Raw genomic sequence first — 16146 nt, 5'->3', positions numbered from 1 at the left:
TGTGTCTCCTCGGGATGGCCGGGCGCGCTAGCGACGCAGGCCGAAAGTTGAAAGCAGTTCCTGGATGCGTTCCTCGGGCAGCGGCGCTGGGCGCGGCGCGGTCATGAGCCACAGACGGGCGGTTTCTTCGAGTTCTTCGAGCGTCGCCATCGCTGCGGCGGGGGTCTCGGCCCAGACCAGCGGGCCGAGCCGGTCGAGCAGCACCGCTCGTGGCGGCGCCACGCCGGCGCGCGCGATGGCGTCGGCGACCAGTTGCGCCACCTCGGGATCGCCGGGGCGGCGGTAGGCAATCAGCGGAACGCGGCCGACCTTCATCACGAAATAAGGCGTGATCGGCGGCAGCACTTCGTCGTCGCGCCAGACGCCGGCAAGCGTGAGCGCGACGAGGTGCGTGGAATGCGTGTGCAGCACGCAGCCGATGTCGGGCCGCGCGGCATAGAGGCTGCGGTGCAGCGTCAGCGTCTTGCTGGCGCGGTCGCCCGAAAGCTGCTCGCCGGCGGCGTTCACATGCGCGAGCCGCGCCGGGTCGAGGAAGCCGAGGCAGGCGTCGGTCGGCGTGATGAGATGGCCGCCGTCCGGCAACTTGACGCTGATGTTGCCGGCCGTGGCGTGGACATAGCCGCGCTCGAACAGGCTGCGGCCCACGCGGCAGATTTCGGCGCGCGCGGCGGCGTGGTCGGGCGTGCTCACGCGGCCACCGCGTCGAGCAGCGCGAGCGACTTGGCAAAGAAATCCGGCGTGCCGAAGTTGCCCGACTTGAGCGTGATGTGGAGCCTGCCGCCACCCGGCAGCGTGGCGGCGCACCAGGGCACGCCGGGGTCGATCTGGCCGCCGATGCGCAAGCTGTCGATGCCGAGCGCCTGCACCACCGCGCCCGAGGTTTCGCCGCCGGCCACCACCAGCTTGCCGACGCCACGCGCGACCAGCCCGCGCGCGATCGCCGCCAGCGCCTGCTCGACCAGCTCGCCGGCCTGCGCCGTGCCGAGCGCGGCCTGGGTCGCGCCCACGGCATCCGGCGCGGCGGTGGAGTAGATGAGCACCGGCGCCTGCCCCAGCCGCGCCTCGGCCCAGGCCAGCGCCTCGGCCACCACGTCCTGCCCGGCGGCGAGCCGCAGCGGATCGAGCGTGAATGCCGCGCCACCGTGCCTGATGAAGTGCGTGACCTGCCCGTTGGTGGCCGTGGAACAGCTGCCCGACACGATGGCTGCAAGCCCTTGCGCCGGCGGCAGCGCAGCGGCTTCGGCGGCGGGCGCGATGCCCCAGTTCTGCGGCAGGCCGATGGCGACGCCCGAGCCCGCCGTGACCAGCGCCATGCCGTCGAGCGCCAGGCCCAGCTGCATCAGATCGGCATTGGTCACCGCATCGACGATGGCGATGCCGACGCCCTCGGCCTTGAGCGCCGCGATGCGCGCGCGGATCGCCGCCGGCCCGCGCGCCACGGTGGCGAAGTCGAGCAGGCCGACGCGGCGCTTGCACTGCGCCTGCATCACGCGCAGCAGGTTCGCGTCGGTCATCGGCGTGAGCGGGTGATGGCGCATGCCGCTGTCGCTGAGCAGCGCGTCGCCGACGAACAGATGGCCCTTGAACACGGTGCGGCCGTTGTCGGGGAAGGCCGGCGTCGCGATGGTGAAGTCGCAGCCCAGCGCATCCATCAGCGCCTCGGTCACCGGGCCGATGTTGCCGGCCGGCGTCGAGTCGAAGGTGGAGCAGTACTTGAAGTAGATCTGCTCGGCGCCGGCGGCTTGCAGCCATTGCAGCGCGGCCAGCGATTGCGCCACGGCTGCTTCGGCCGGGATGGTGCGCGACTTGAGCGCCACCACCACCGCGTCGGCGCCGCCGTCGAAGGGCGCGGCGGGCACGCCGATGGTCTGGACCACGCGCATGCCGGCGCGCACCAGGTTGTTGGCCAGATCGGTGGCGCCGGTGAAATCGTCGGCAATGCAGCCGAGCAGCAGCGGGCGGGTCATGGCGCGGCTCACTGCTTCTTCGCGGGCAGGTCGATGCCCGGGAAAATCTTGATGACCGCGCTGTCGTCCTCGCGCGCAAAGCCGGCGGTGGACGCCTGCATGAACATCTGGTGCGCGGTCGAGGCGAGCGGCAGCGGGAACTTGCTGGCGCGCGCGGTATCGAGCGCAAGACCCAGGTCCTTCACGAAGATGTCCACCGCCGACAGCGGCGTGTAGTCGCCGGCCAGCACATGCGCCATGCGGTTCTCGAACATCCAGCTGTTGCCGGCGCTGTGGGTGATGACCTCGTACAGCGCATCCGGATCGACGCCCTCGCGGATGCCCAGCGCCATCGCCTCGGCGGCGACCGCGATGTGCACGCCGGCGAGCAGCTGGTTGACGATCTTCACCTTGCTGCCGGCGCCGGCCTTGTCGCCGAGCTTGTAGACCTTGGCCGCCATCGCATCGAGCGCGCTGCCGGCGCGGTCGTAGGCCGCCGCGCTGCCCGAAGTCATCATCGTGATTTCGCCCTTGGCGGCGCGCGCGGCGCCGCCCGAGATCGGGCCGTCGATGTAGAGCACGCCGTGCGCGGCAAGCCGCCCTTCGAGCGCGGCCGACCAGCCCGGATCGACCGTCGAGCACATGACGAACACGCTGCCGGGCGCCATCGCGGCGGCGGCGCCGTGCTCGCCGAACAGCACGGACTCGGTCTGGGCGGCATTGACCACCACGCTCACGACCACGTCGGCGCCGCTGGCCACCTCGGCCGGCGAGGTGCAGGCGGTGCCGCCCTCGGCGACGAAGCCGCGCACCACCTCGGGCCGCACGTCGAACACGCGCAGCGCAAAACCGGCGCGGCGCAGCGAGGCGGCCATGCCGGCACCCATGGCGCCGAGACCGATGAGGCCGACCGTGATGCCGGCGGCAGAAGAAGACGACATGGCATTTCCCTTTGCGAATGAGGTTGAAGAGGCCTGTTTTCAGGCTTTTGATCTTATCGTCAGCTCATAATATGAGTTGACCGGGTGTTTTTCTGCGCGGGATTACACGGATGTCCGGTGGTCCCGCGCCAGCCTCCGTCAGCCGGCTGGTGGCGCCGGTGTACCTGCTGCGCGTTGACGCTGGCGCGCGCGCCAGCGTCAACTGCCGGCATGCGACGTCTCTACTTCGATCTGTGGCGGCTGGCCGTCGGCCTGCGCGGCCGCGTGCTGCTGGCCTTCGCCCTGCTGCTGCTGTCGCAGGGCGCCAAGCTGTCCGTGCCCTGGCTGTCGGGTCAGGCCATCAACACGCTTCAGGCGCGCGGCCTGCCGGGGCTCGACGACGCGGCGCTGTGGCTGCTGGCGGTGCTCGGCGCGACCGCGCTCGGCTGGTGCCTGCACGGGCCGGGCCGCATCGTCGAGCGCAATGTGGCGCTGGCGGTGCGCCGGCGGCTCGCGGCCGAGCTGGTCGGCGCGCTGTTCCGGCTGCCGCTCGGCTGGCATGTGCAGCATCACTCGGGCGAGACGGCGCATCGGCTGCGCCAGAGCACCGAGGCGCTCTACAACTTCGCGCAGAGCCAGTTCATCCTGTTGCAGAACGCGGCGCAGGTGATCGGGCCGGTGGTGGCGCTGTGGCTCATCGAGCGCAGCGTGGGCATGGTGGCGCTGGCCGGCTTCGGGCTGATCTGGGCGGTGATCGTGCTGTTCGACCGCCGGATGATGGAACTGGCGCGCGAGGAGAACGGCGCCGAGCGGCGCTATCAGTCGGCGCTCAACGACAGCCTGGGCAATCTGGCCAGCGTGCTGGCGCTGCGCCAGATGCAGGGCGTGGCGGCGCTGCTGGAGCGCCGGCTGCTGGCCATCTACGAGCCGCTGCGCAAGTCCATCGTGGTCAACGAGGGCAAGTGGTGCAGCGTCGATCTGCTCAGCCAGACGCTGGCCTGCGGACTGGTGGCGCTGTACGCCTGGCTGGCGGCGCGCGGCATGGCGACGGCCCAGGTGCTGCCGGCGGCGCATGACGCCGGCACGCCGGCGCTGGCGCTGGGCTCGGTGGTGATGGTGTTTGCCTATGCCAACCAGGCCGCCGGCGTCATCACGTCCATTGCCGCGCATTACCAGGGCTTTGCGCGCAACGGCGCCGACTACGCCAGCGCCGATCCGATCCGCAGCGCGGTGCAGGAGGAAGAAGTGGCGGCGCGCGCGCTCGAACTGCTGGCGGCCGAGGCGCCGGCGACCGGCGCCGACGCGCGCGCCGATGCCGGCTTCGCCGCCGTGCCGGCCGGCGCGCTGCCGGCGCCGGGCTGGCAGCGCATCGAGCTGCGCGAACTGCGGTTTCGCCATCCGCATGGCGACGGCGGGCTCGACATCGAGCGGCTGGTGCTGGAGCGCGGCCGGCGCTATGCGCTCATCGGCGGCAGCGGCGCCGGCAAGAGCACGCTGCTGTGGCTGCTGGCCGGGCTGAACCGGCCGGCGCATGGCGCGCTGCATGTCGACTGCCGCCGCCTGACCGACGAGCCGCGCGCGCTGGCCGCCGGGCTGCGCTCGATCGCCACGCTCATCCCGCAGGACGCCGAAGTGTTCGAAGGCACGCTCGGCGAGAACCTGGAGCTGGCCGCCACCCATGCCGGCCCGGTCGCGCGCGCCGACCTGCCGGCAGCGCTGGCGGCGGCCTGCGCCGACGTCTTCCTGCTGGCCGAGGCGGCCAGTCCCGGCGCCGGGCTGGACGCGCCGGTGGCCGAGCGCGGCGCCAACTGGTCGGGCGGCCAGCGCCAGCGCATCGGGCTGGCGCGCGGCGTGGCGGCCGCCGGCGACAGCAGTCTGGTGCTGCTCGACGAGCCGACCGCCGCGCTCGATCCGGCGACCGAGGCGCGCGTCTACGCCAACCTGTTCGAGCGCTTCGGCGATGCCTGCGTGATCTCGTCGATCCATCGGCTGCATCTGCTCGACCGCTTCGACGAAGTGCTGGTGCTGGAGCGCGGCCGGCTGGTCGACCGTGGCGCGCCGGCCGACGTGCTGGCCCGGCGCACCGGTTGAATGCCTTTACACTGCCGCCCGATGCGAGCCGACCCGCGCGCGCATCCGCCCCGAGCGTCATGAGCAAGTCCGACACAGCCCCCTTCAGCATCAAGAGCGCGAGTTTCGACGCGGTCCGCGTGGTCATCGCCACCGCCGACCTGACCGAACTGCGCGACGCCCTCGCACGCCGGCTCGCCGCCGCCGGTTCCTTCTTCGACAACGATCCGGTGGTCGTCGATGTCATGTCGCTCGACGAGCGGCTCGACTGGCCGGCGCTGATCGAACTGCTGCGCGAATACCGCATGCAGCCGATCGGCACCGTGGCCATCGGCGAGAACCTGCTCGCCGCCGCCGAAGCCGGCATCGCGCCGCTGCCGCTGCGCGCGCCGGTGCCGCGCAGCGCCGAGCCGGCCGCAGCACCGGCCGCCGCTGGCGCGGTGCCGCCGGCTTCCGCGCCCGCCGGCGCGCCCGAGGCCGGCGTCGCCACCCCTGCCGCCGACAGCGCCGCAGCCGCCCCGCCCGTCGGTCCGGACGCGCCGCCCGCCGAGCCGGCCGCCGCAGCTGAGCCAGTACCCACCACGCTCATCGTCGACCGGCCGCTGCGCTCGGGCCAGCGCGTGTATGCGCGCGGCGGCGACGCGGTGGTCATCGGCCTGGTCAGCAACGGCGCCGAGGTGATCGCCGACGGCAATGTCCACATCTACGGACCGCTGCGCGGCAAGGCCATGGCGGGCGCGCGCGGCGATACCTCGGCGCGCGTGTTCTGCACCCATCTCGACCCCGAGCTGATCGGCATCGCCGGCGTCTACCGCACCACCGACACGCCGCTGCCGCCCGAAGTGCGCGGCCAGCTGGCCCAGGTGCGGCTCGACGGCGACAAACTCATCGTCGAACCGCTTCGGGCCCAGTAAAACCACCGACATCCGCAGCGGGCCGAGGGAGATGGCCCGGATCGTCGACACAAAACAGGAAAGCAGCCGATGACACGCATCGTGGTAGTCACATCAGGCAAGGGCGGCGTGGGCAAGACCACGACCAGCGCCAGTTTCTCGTCGGGCCTTGCACTGCGCGGCCACAAGACGGCCGTCATCGACTTCGACGTCGGCCTGCGCAATCTCGACCTCATCATGGGTTGCGAGCGGCGCGTGGTGTACGACCTCATCAACGTGATCCATGGCGAGGCCACGCTCAACCAGGCGCTGATCCGCGACAAGCATTGCGACAACCTCTGGGTGCTGCCGGCCTCGCAGACGCGCGACAAGGACGCACTCACGCAGGAAGGCGTCGGCCGCGTGATCGACGAGCTGAAGGCGATGGACTTCGAGTACATCGTCTGCGACTCGCCGGCCGGCATCGAATCGGGCGCGCTGATGGCGGCCTACTTTGCCGACGACGCGCTGATCGTCACCAATCCCGAAGTCAGCTCGGTGCGCGACTCGGACCGCATCCTCGGCATCCTGTCCAGCAAGTCCAAGCGCGCGGTCGAAAGCGCCGAGCCGGTGAAGGAATTCCTGCTGCTCACCCGCTACAACCCCAAGCGCGTGACCGAGGGCGAGATGCTGTCGATCGGCGATGTGGAGGACATCCTGCGCATCAAGCTGATCGGCGTGGTGCCCGAGTCGGAATCGGTGCTGCATGCGTCCAACCAGGGCATTCCGGCGATCCATCTCAAGGGCGCCGACGTGGCCGAGGCCTACAAGGACGTGGTGTCGCGCTACCTCGGCGAAGAAGTGCCGCTGCGCTTCGTCGACTATGAAAAGCCCGGGCTGCTCAAGCGGCTGTTTGGCGGGAGGTAAGCCATGTCCTGGCTCAAAGTGCTGTTCGGCGAGAAGAAAAGCTCGGCCAGCGTCGCCAAGGAGCGGCTGCAAATCATCCTCGCGCATGAGCGTTCGGGGCGCGGCGCCGCGCCCGACTACCTGCCCCAGCTCCAGGCCGAGCTGCTGGCGGTCATCAGCAAGTACGTGAAGATCGACCAGAACGACATCAAGGTGAACCTGGAGCGCCAGGACAACTACGAGATCCTCGAAGTGAAGATCGAGATGCCGCCGCCCGGCAGCCTGCCGCTCTGATCCCGGTCTTGCACAAGCGCAACGGCCCGCCCTCCGTGAGGAAGGCGGGCCGTTTGTCTTGCGCGCGGCCGGCGGCGCCGGCCCGGGCTCAGGTGATCAGTTCCTTCACCACGCGGCCATAGACCACGGTCGGACGCTCCGACCGGCCGTTGAGCAGGAAGGTGGTCTTGAGGTGGTTGAGGCCGAGCAGATGCAGCACGGTCGCATGCAGGTCGTAGGTATCGACCACGTTCTCGCCGACCGAGCGCAGGCCGACCTCATCGGTCTGGCCGTAGGTGGTGCCGGCCGCCACGCCGCCGCCGGCCAGCCATTGCGTATAGCCCCAGGGATTGTGGTCGCGGCCGTTGCCGCTCTGGCCATACGAGGTGCGGCCGAATTCCGAGGTCCAGACCACCAGCGTGCTGTCGAGCAGGCCGCGCTGCTTCAGGTCGGCGAGCAGGCCGGCGATCGGCCGGTCGACCGCGCGGGCATGCTTGCCGTGGTTCTCGTCGAGCCGGTTGTGCGCATCCCAGCTGCGGTTCTCGCCGGCGATGTCCAGATCGCCCGACACCACCTGGATGAAGCGCACGCCGCGTTCCACCAGCCGGCGCGCGCGCAGCAGATTGGTGCCGTAGCCGCGGCTCACGTCGTCGTCCAGGCCGTAGAGCGTGCGCGTCGCCTCGCTCTCCTTGCCGATGTCGACCGCCTCGGGCGCGGCCACCTCCATGCGCGCCGCCTGCTCATAGGAGCGGGTGCGTGCCGCGAGTTCGGTGTCGCTCGGGTAGCGCGCCGCGCCGTCGCGGTTGAGCCGCGTGAGCAGCGCGAGCGCGCCGTTCTGCTCGTCGGCCGACACGAACTGCGGCCGGTCGAGATGCAGGATGGGCGAATCGCCGGGCCGGAACGCCGTGCCCTGATACACCGCCGGCAGGAAGCCGGCCGACCAGTTGACCGAGCCGCCGCGCGGCTCCTTCTTGTCGTTGTAGAGCACGACATAGGGCGGCAGATCGGGATTGGCCGAGCCGAGCGCGTAGGCAATCCAGGCGCCGAGCGTGGGCCGGCCTGGCGTGAGGTTGCCGGTGTTGAGCTTGAGGATCGAGATGTCGTGGGTGGCGCCGACCGTGACGCTGCCCTTGATGAAGGCGATGTCGTCGGCGCGCTGGGCCAGATTGGGCAGCAGGTCTGAGAACCAGGCGCCGCTCTGGCCGTACTGCTTCCAGCTGCGGTTGGACGCGTAGAGCTTGCCGGTGCCGCCGCGGATGGCGACGTTGAGCCCCTTGAGGAAGGACTCGGGGATTTCCTGGCCGGCGAGCCGGATCAGCTCGGGCTTGTAGTCGTACAGGTCGAGCGTGCTGGGCGCGCCGTTCTGATGCAGCCAGATCACCGACTTGACCTTGGCCGGATGGTGCGGCGCCTTGGGCGCCAGCGGATCGGCCACCAGATCGGCGGCCAGCACCGGGGCCACCAGACTGCCGCCGCCGGGCAGCAGGCCCGACAGCGCCAGTCCGCCCACGCCGTAGCCGGCCTTGAGGAAGAAATCGCGACGCGATGAATGGTTCATGGAGAACTCCTTGGACTCGGGAACTGCGGCGGGGATCAGAAGCGGTAGGCGAACTCGTTCGAGTTCACGACGGTGTGGACCAGATCGACGAAGGCCGAACCCTTGACCGGGTCGATCGACCTGGCGTCCTTGAGGCCGGTGGGCACGTTGAGCCCGAAGCGACCCTCGGCGGCCTTGTCGCGCACCACCTGTTCCTGCTTTTCGAGGAAGGCATGCAGCGCCTCGCGCTCGGCCTTGTAGGGCGTGCGACCGAACAGGATTTGATAGAGCCGGTCGAGCCGCGCCGACTCGCTCGGGCCGGCCTCGGTCAGCACCCGGCCGGCCAGCGCCTGCGACCAGCCGAACACCACCTCGCTGTGAAACAGCGTCAGCGCCTGGAGCGGCGTGGTCGTCACGTCGCGCTTGCTGTGCACTTCCTGCGGGCTGGCCATGTCGAAGGATTCGAGCAGCGGATAGGGCACGCTGCGCCGCGTGAACACATAGATGCTGCGGCGGTTGTGGTCCTCGGTCTTGGTCGACACCTTCCACAGCGGCTGGCCGTCGGTATTGGAATTGCCCGTCACCAGCCCGGCCGGCAGCGGCGGGAACACGCCCGGGCCGCCCTGCTTGTCGACCAGCTTGCCCGAGGCCACCAGCAGCGAATCGCGGATTTCCTCGGCCTCAAGCCGCTTGCGCGGGAAGACCGCGAGCAGCCGGTTGTCGGGATCGACCTTGGCCACCTCGGGCCGCTCGACCGACGACTGCCGGTACACGGCCGACAGCAGGATGCGGCGATGCAGCTGCTTCACGCTCCAGCCGCGCGCGGCAAAGTCGCCGGCCAGTCGGTCGAGCAGCTCGGGATGGCTCGGCTTGCTGCCGGCGCGGCCAAAGTCGCTCACCGTCTCGACGATGCCGTGGCCGAAGTACTGCTCCCAGACCCGGTTGACGAACACCCGCGCGGTCAGCGGATTGCGCTCGCTGGCGATCCAGTTGGCCAGCGCCGTGCGTCGGCCCGACGAGGTGGCGGTCGGCACGATGTTCGGCTTCTCGCTGGTCAGCGCCTCGGGGAAGGCCGGCTGCACTTCTTCGAGCGGCCGTTCGAGGATGCCGCCGAACAGCACATGCGTGGCCGGCGCATCGCTCGCGCCCAGCTCGGTCATGGCCGAGATGCGGTCCGAGCCCTGCGGCTTGAGCTTCTCGGCGATCTTGCGGCCCTGGTCGCGCAGCTTGCGGTACTGCTCCCAGCGCGCCGCGTTGTCGGGGTTGTAGTCGGGCGCGCTCGGGTCGACCGAGGTGTCCTGCAGGTAGTTGGACAGCCGGTCGTCGTCGATGTACGTGCCGTAGGCATGGTTGACCCAGCGGTCGTGCGCATTCCACTCGTTCTTCGCCTTGCGCAGCGAGACCAGCGAAGCCTCGTCATAGCGTTCGAGGTAGTAGCGGTTGGCGGCCTCGCGCACCGGGTCGATCAGCGCCTTCTTGGCCGCGTCGATCGGCTTGATCGCCTCCTGGTACCGGGCCAGCGCGGCCTGGTATTCGCGTTCGCGCGGGCCGGTGGCGGCCTTGATCTCGTCGGTGGCGCTGGTGTTGGCGAAGAAGGCTTGCAGCGCGAAATAGTCCTTCTGCGAGATGCGGTCGAACTTGTGGTTGTGGCAGCGCGCGCATTCCACCGTCTGCGCCAGGAAGACCTTGCCGACGGTGTCGGTCATGTCGGTCGTGTGCTGGTACTTCTTCTGCACCAGCGCGCGGCCGTTGGGATTGTCCGGAAAGCCGCGCAGGAAGCCGGTAGCCACCAGCGCCTCCTCGCGGTCGGGCCACAGCTCGTCGCCGGCCAGCTGCTCCTGGATGAAGCGGGTGAAGGGCTTGTCGGCGTTGAACGAGGCGATCACGTAATCGCGGTAGCGCCAGAGATTGGGCCGGGTCTCGTCATTGTCGAAGCCGCTGCTGTCGGCATAGCGCGCCAGATCGAGCCAGCGCCGCGCCTGCCGTTCGCCATAGCGCGGCGAGGCGAGCAGCCGGTCGACCAGCTTCTCGTAGGCATTGGGCGACTTGTCGCCGACGAAGGCCGCGATCTCTTCCGGCGTGGGGATCAGGCCCCAGGCATCGAGCGTGGCGCGGCGGATGAAGGTGGCGCGGTCGGCCTCGGCTGCGGGCTTGAGGCCGGCGGCCTCGATGCGCGCCAGCACGAAGCTGTCGAGCGGGTCGCGCACCCAGGCCTTGTTCTGCACCGCCGGCGTGGCCTGCGGCTGCACCGGCTGCCAGGACCACAGCTTGGGGCGCGCTTCGGTTTTTTCGGGCGCCGCGTCGGGCTTGCCGTCGTTGCTGCCGGCCGCCACGGCCAGCGCGCTGGCCAGGCTCAGCGCCAGCGCCAGATATCGTCTTTTTCTCATTCCGCCTTGCTCCGATCGATGAATGCCAGGAAATAGCCGTCACCCGCCGGTGCCGGCAATGCATGGAAGCGATCGTGTAACTGCAATTTGTCTGCCAATTCAAAAAGTGTCGAATTGCAGCAATTGCGGCGTGCATGGCGGCGAATCCGCTGGCTAAAGCAATCGAATTGAATCGGCTGCCGGCTATCGCTGGCCGAGAAAATCAGCATGGTCGACATGCCGGCTGATGGAATCGCAGCACGGCACGCCGCGGGGCGCTGCACCAGGGACGGCGGCGGGTTGCAGCCGGCCGGCGGTGGCTTGCCATCGGATCGGCTGGGTGAATTGGCCAATTGCAATTGGCGGCGATCGCCAGCCAAAACTGACGCCGGCGTAATGAATTGACGGCGATCGCCAGTGCCGGCGCCGAAATGCACGGCGAATTGCCGGCGATAGTCGGCAATCATTGCCAGCGGCTAGATTCAAATGGCCGCGAATCGATTTGCGGCGCGAATTGCGGCGGGGATTGGTCGGCGCGAATTGCGCGCGGGAATGGGCGCGGCGGCAATCGCGCGGCACTGCCAGTGCCGGCGCCGTCGCCATGCCACCGGCCCGGCAGCGCCGCTGCACGCCCGCCGGCGCCGCGCCGAATCCGCCCGGCTCAGGCCGGCTGCTGGCGCGCCAGCACCTCGCGCAGCCGGTCGAACGAGACCGGCTTGGCGATGAAGTCGTCCATGCCGGCGGCCAGGCAGCGGCGCCGGTCCTCGTCGGAGTCGTTGGCGGTCACCGCCACGATGACGGCCGGCGCGCGCTCGCAGCCGGCCTCCAGCGCGCGGATCTGCCGCGTGGCTTCGTAGCCGTCCAGCACCGGCATCAGGCAGTCCATGAAGACGAGGTCGAACTGCCGCTCGCGCAGCGCGCGCACCGCCTCGCGGCCGTTGGCGGCCAGCGCGATCTCGACGCCGCAGCAGTCGAGCATGGCGCGCAGCACTTCCTGGTTGACCGGGTTGTCCTCGGCCACCAGCACGCTGAGCCGGCGCGCGCCGGGGGCGCCGGCGGCGTCGGCCCCGGCGCTGCCGGCCGGCGCCGCCGGCAGCGCGAACGGCGCCGAGAAATGGAAGCTGGAGCCGACGCCGAGCTGGCTGTCCACCGCCAGCTCGCCGCCCATCAGCCGCACCAGCCGCACGGTGATGGCCAGGCCCAGGCCGGTGCCGCCATAGCGCCGCGTGGTCGAGCTGTCGGCCTGGGTGAAGGCGTCGAAGATGCGCTGCACCGCCGTCGGCGCGATGCCGATGCCGCTGTCGGCGACCTCGAAGCGCAGCTCCACCGCGGTTGGGTCGGCGGGCGCCTCGGGCGTAGCCAGCTCGACCGCGAGCCGGACCCAGCCGGCGGGCGTGAACTTGACCGCATTGCCGACCAGATTCATCAGCACCTGGCGCAGCCGCAGCGGATCGGCCTCGATGCGCTGCGGCACGCCGGGCGCGATCTCGCAGCGCAGGTCGAGGCCGCGCAGGCCGGCATCGTGGGCGACGGCGCTGCTCACCTCGGCCAGCAGATCGGGCAGATCGACCGGCTCGGGCGCCAGCAGCAGCCGGTTCGCCTCGACCTTGGAGAAATCGAGGATGTCGTTGAGCAGCCCGAGCAGATGCCGGCCCGAGGCCGCCGCCGCCGTCACATAGCGGCGCTGGCGCTCGTCGAGCGCGGTGGTGCCGAGCAGCTCGGTCATGCCGATCACGCCGTTGAGCGGGGTGCGGATCTCATGGCTCATCACGGCCAGGAATTCGCTCTTGGCGCGGGCCGCGGCGCGCGCCTCGTCCATCGCGGCGAGCAGGTCGGCGGTGCGCTCGGCCACCTGCTGCTCCAGGCCGTCGCGCTGGGCCGCGAGCTGGCGGTCGCGGTCCTGGATCTGGCCGAGCATGGCGTCGAAGGCCGAGGCGAGCCGGCCGATCTCGTCGGTACGGTCGATGCCGCTGCGATGCGCATAGCTGCCGGTGGCGCGGACCTGCTCGGTGAGCCGGGTGAGCGCGGCGAGCGGCTCGGCCACCGCCGCCTGCTGGCGCGCCAGCAGCCGCGCCGAGACCGTCAGTGCGACCAGCAGCAGCGCCGCCGCCGCGCCGCTGCGCAGCGCCATGTGGCGGTAGAGCGGCGCGATGTCTTCTTCGAGCACCACCTGGCCGACCGGCATGCCGGCCACTTCCACCGGCGCGTCGAAGCGCAGCAGCAGCAGGCCCAGGCGCTGCCCGGCACCGTCGGCGACGCTGGGCAGCGTGGCATCGGGCGTGCTGCCGGGCCGGACATAGCGCGCCAGCACCTGGCCGTCGGGGCGCACGGCAACGGCGCCGAGCACCAGCGGATCGTCGCGCAGCGAATCGAGCACGTCGGCGGCCACGCGCGCGTCGTCGAAGGCCAGCGCGGCGGCGCTGTTGCGCGCCATCAGGCTGGCGATGCGGTGGCCCGACTCGATCGCGTCGGCGCGCACGAAGACCATTTCGGAGCCGCCCAGCAGCACCGCCGCGAGCGCGAAGGTGACCAGCGCGCTGCGCCGGTTGATGCGCGCCAGGCGGGCGGCAAAGGTGTCGGTCAGGCGGGCGCGGATCGGCATCTCAGTACACCTCGCGTGCCAGCTGGAGCAGTCGGGCGCTGACCGCGAGGCCGTTGTGCGCGAGCGCCGCGCGGTTCACCTCGAAGGCCACGCGGTCGGCGGTCAGCACCATGTTGATCATCACGCCGCGGCGCGCGAAGCCGTCGCTGTCGGCCACGGTCAGGATCGGCAGGCCGCCGAGCGCATCGAGCACATTGCCCAGGCTGGCGCGCGCGCCCTGGCCGATGAACACCACCTTGCAGCGGTCGAGCCCGACCGGCTCGCTGAGCCGCAGCAGCTGGATGGCGCGGCCGTTGACCAGCCGGCCGTCGAGCCGGTCGACCGCGCTGGCCAGGCTGGCGTCGCCGAGCAGGCACAGGCGCAGCGGACCGCCGCCCTCGGGCCATTCGGTAAACGCCAGAAAGTTGGCCAGATAGCCGGCCTTCACCTCGGCCTCGCTGGCGGCATGCGCGCCGACCGCCGGCAGACCGAGCCAGAGCGCCGCCAGCGCCGGCAGGCAGTGCCAGCCGCGCAGCAGATGCCGCCATGCAGCCCGCGCCGGCATCAGAACTCCATCCGCAGCTGGGCCCGCAGCAGCCGTCCGTCGAGCGGAATGCGGTCGAGCCGGCGGCCGAGCACATCGACATTGTCGGCGCTGGCCACATCCCAGCTGCGCCGGTCGAACAGGTTGAACACCCCCAGATCGAGGCTGACGCCGCGCGCCAGCGGCAGCTCGGACAGGTTGCAGCTGACCACCAGCCGGCCCGGCGCGGTGGCGCCGTTCGGGCTCATGCGGGCCGACAGCGCGCGCAGTTCGAGCGCCGCGCGCGCCGCGCCGAAACCGATCGGCCGGCTGAACTGGGTGCTGCCGGTCCAGCGCGGCGCATTGGCCACCGCGCCCGGCGGCAGCGAAACGCCGGCGGTCGGGAACGGCGTCTGCGGATGCCAGTCGGCCAGCGCGGCGGCGTCGGGCGGCGGCGTGCCCCAGCCGCCGTCGACCTGCTGCCAGGCCAGGCTGGCGCGCATCCGGGCGCCGTCGTCGAAGGCGAACTCGGTCTCGACATCGGCGCCGTGGCCGTGCCGCCTGCCGTCGCCGCTCACGATGGTGAGCGACGGGTCGACCGCGCGGGTGCCGATCAGCCGGTCGGCGCGGTAATGCCACAGGCTGGCCTGGGCGCGCCAGTTGTTGCTCATGTAGTGCTCGGCCACCAGCTCCAGATTGCGGATCGATTCGGCCGCCAGATCGAGGATCGGCCCGCCGAGCACCTGGGGCAGGAAGGCGCGCTCGAATTCGCTCGCATAGCGATAGGCGCGGCTGGCGACCAGCTTGAACGAGGTCGACGGCCCCGGCTGCCAGATGAGCGCGCCGCGCGGACTGAGCTGCTGCCCGGTCTCGCCGAGCGGATGGTCGCGGCGCGCGCCGAAGTCGAGCAGCCAGTGCGGCGTCAGGCGCCACTGGTCTTCGAGATAGAAGCTCAGCAGCGTGTCGGGAAAGTCGTGGCTGCGCATGAAGTGCTGGCCGCCGGCGGACTGGGAGCGCGTGAAGTCGCGCTTCACCTCGACGCCGCCGGTCAGCCGGTGGCCGGCCCAGCCGCTCCAGTCGGCGCGCAGTTCGAGCGTGGCGCGGTCGTTGGCATAGCCCTGGCGCGCGGTGCCGATGTCGAAGCCGTAGGGATAGTCGCCGCGCCCGCGCAGCGTGAGCCAGCCGGCGTCGAGGCCGATGCGCAGATCGGCCAGCGGGCGCCAGAGGCTGTGCGCGCCGATCTGGGTCCGCTCGTCGTGGCTGTCCAGCTCGGGCGCGCCGAACACGGTGCGGTAGAGCGCGGTGGGGATCCGCTTGTCGCGCCGGTTGGCGCTGACCGACAGCACGCTTTCGCCGGCGCGCAGCTTGAGATAGAGGTTGCCGGCGTGCTCGGCATCGGCCGCCGCCGCGCTGCGGCCGCCCGGCGAGAAGCGGTCGTCCAGCTCGGGGAAGCGGTAAGGGGTGCCGTCGGCGCGGTACTGGCCGGCGGCCAGCATCAGGCTGACGGCGCCGTCGGCCAGCGTGCCGCCCCAGCTGGCGCGGGCCTCGCGCGTGGCATCGCTGCCCAGGCCGAGCAGCGCGCGCGGGCCGGGCAGGGCGGCCGGCTCGCGCGTGACGATGTTGACCGTGCCGATGAAGGCGCCGCTGCCGAACGATGCCGAGCCCGGCCCGGAGATGAACTCGACCCGCTCGATCAGGCCCACGTCCACCGGCAGGTCGCGGCCGACCGGCGCCTGGCCGAACACATCCTCGTTGAGCCGCTGGCCGTCGAGCAGGAACAGGAAGCGCGGGTTGTACTCGCCGGGCCGGCCGAAGCCGCGCGCGCTCAGATAGTGATAGGCGTGGTCGTTGCTGACGAACACGCCGCGCAGCGCGCCGAGCACCTCGTCGAAGCTGCGCCAGCCGTTGGCGCGGATGTCGTCGGCGGTGATGATGCTGACCGCGCCCGGCACATCGGCGCGGCGTTGCGGAAACTTGGAGCCGCTGAACACCGGCTCGACCGCGAGTTCTTCCAGGCTCAGCTCGGTCGGATCGTCGGCGCCGCGCGCGCCCGCCATGAGCAGCACGGCCAGCAGCCCGCAGCAGGCGCGCAGCCGGCGCAGGCGCAGGGCAGAACCGGGAGGGGCGGAGTTCCGGTGCATCGGGTCGGGCC

General features: G+C 71.0%; 12 protein-coding genes and 1 pseudogene. 4 read left to right on the top strand and 9 right to left on the bottom strand.

Going from position 1 to position 16146, the window contains the following annotated elements; all coding sequences use genetic code 11:
• Positions 1-27: 27 nt before the first annotated feature.
• From B9P64_RS16435 to ltnD, 3 genes and pseudogenes are all read right to left on the bottom strand, one after another.
• Positions 28-690 carry a class II aldolase/adducin family protein gene (locus B9P64_RS16435; protein ID WP_085317106.1) on the bottom strand — a complete coding sequence of 221 codons (663 nt, stop codon included), beginning with the start codon at positions 688-690 and terminating at the stop codon, positions 28-30.
• Positions 687-1967, bottom strand: coding sequence for a 3-oxo-tetronate kinase (otnK, locus tag B9P64_RS16430; protein ID WP_085317399.1), 1281 nt, complete (start codon positions 1965-1967; stop codon positions 687-689). Before otnK ends, B9P64_RS16435 begins: the two co-directional genes overlap by 4 nt.
• 8 nt (positions 1968-1975) lie before the next feature.
• Positions 1976-2893 (bottom strand): annotated as a pseudogene (gene ltnD, locus B9P64_RS16425) (L-threonate dehydrogenase); the annotation flags it as partial.
• 204 nt (positions 2894-3097) lie between these two features.
• On the opposite strand from ltnD, the gene B9P64_RS16420 reads away from it, so the two are divergent.
• From B9P64_RS16420 to minE, 4 genes are all read left to right on the top strand, one after another.
• A complete protein-coding gene (locus B9P64_RS16420) occupies positions 3098-4957 on the top strand; it encodes an ATP-binding cassette domain-containing protein (protein ID WP_085317104.1) in 1860 nt (619 codons plus the stop codon).
• A gap of 59 nt (positions 4958-5016) precedes the next feature.
• Complete coding sequence (gene minC, locus B9P64_RS16415) at positions 5017-5850, top strand: septum site-determining protein MinC (protein WP_085317103.1); 834 nt, start codon at positions 5017-5019, stop codon at positions 5848-5850.
• A 69-nt stretch (positions 5851-5919) separates the two neighbouring features.
• Positions 5920-6735: a septum site-determining protein MinD gene (minD, locus tag B9P64_RS16410; RefSeq protein ID WP_085317102.1), complete on the top strand. Its 816-nt coding sequence runs from the start codon at positions 5920-5922 to the stop codon at positions 6733-6735.
• 3 nt (positions 6736-6738) lie between these two features.
• The gene (gene minE / locus B9P64_RS16405) at positions 6739-7008 is read left to right on the top strand and encodes a cell division topological specificity factor MinE (RefSeq protein WP_085317101.1); all 270 of its coding nucleotides are present in this window, start codon (positions 6739-6741) and stop codon (positions 7006-7008) included.
• 88 nt (positions 7009-7096) lie between these two features.
• Here the strand turns inward: minE and B9P64_RS16400 are convergent, their stop codons facing one another.
• From B9P64_RS16400 to B9P64_RS16380, 6 genes are all read right to left on the bottom strand, one after another.
• Positions 7097-8545 carry a DUF1501 domain-containing protein gene (locus B9P64_RS16400; RefSeq protein WP_085317100.1) on the bottom strand — a complete coding sequence of 483 codons (1449 nt, stop codon included), beginning with the start codon at positions 8543-8545 and terminating at the stop codon, positions 7097-7099.
• Positions 8546-8580: 35 nt separating this feature from the next.
• The gene (locus tag B9P64_RS16395; protein ID WP_085317099.1) at positions 8581-10911 is read right to left on the bottom strand and encodes a DUF1549 and DUF1553 domain-containing protein; all 2331 of its coding nucleotides are present in this window, start codon (positions 10909-10911) and stop codon (positions 8581-8583) included.
• Positions 10908-11357, bottom strand: coding sequence for a hypothetical protein (locus tag B9P64_RS24535; protein WP_139826348.1), 450 nt, complete (start codon positions 11355-11357; stop codon positions 10908-10910). The genes B9P64_RS16395 and B9P64_RS24535 overlap by 4 nt, the downstream gene beginning before the upstream one ends.
• Positions 11358-11551: 194 nt before the next feature.
• Positions 11552-13492 carry an ATP-binding protein gene (locus tag B9P64_RS16390; RefSeq protein WP_085317098.1) on the bottom strand — a complete coding sequence of 647 codons (1941 nt, stop codon included), beginning with the start codon at positions 13490-13492 and terminating at the stop codon, positions 11552-11554.
• A 1-nt stretch (position 13493) separates the two neighbouring features.
• Complete coding sequence (locus tag B9P64_RS16385; protein ID WP_085317097.1) at positions 13494-14036, bottom strand: YfiR family protein; 543 nt, start codon at positions 14034-14036, stop codon at positions 13494-13496.
• Positions 14036-16135, bottom strand: a complete 2100-nt coding sequence (locus tag B9P64_RS16380) for a TonB-dependent receptor plug domain-containing protein (protein ID WP_085317096.1) — start codon at positions 16133-16135, stop codon at positions 14036-14038. The genes B9P64_RS16385 and B9P64_RS16380 overlap by 1 nt, the downstream gene beginning before the upstream one ends.
• Positions 16136-16146 lie beyond the last annotated feature (11 nt).

The organism is Derxia lacustris, from assembly GCF_002105195.1.
Classification (GTDB): domain Bacteria; phylum Pseudomonadota; class Gammaproteobacteria; order Burkholderiales; family Burkholderiaceae_E; genus Derxia; species Derxia lacustris.
Note: the sequence above shows the minus strand (reverse complement) of the source record. Positions and strands in the feature narration are given on the sequence as shown.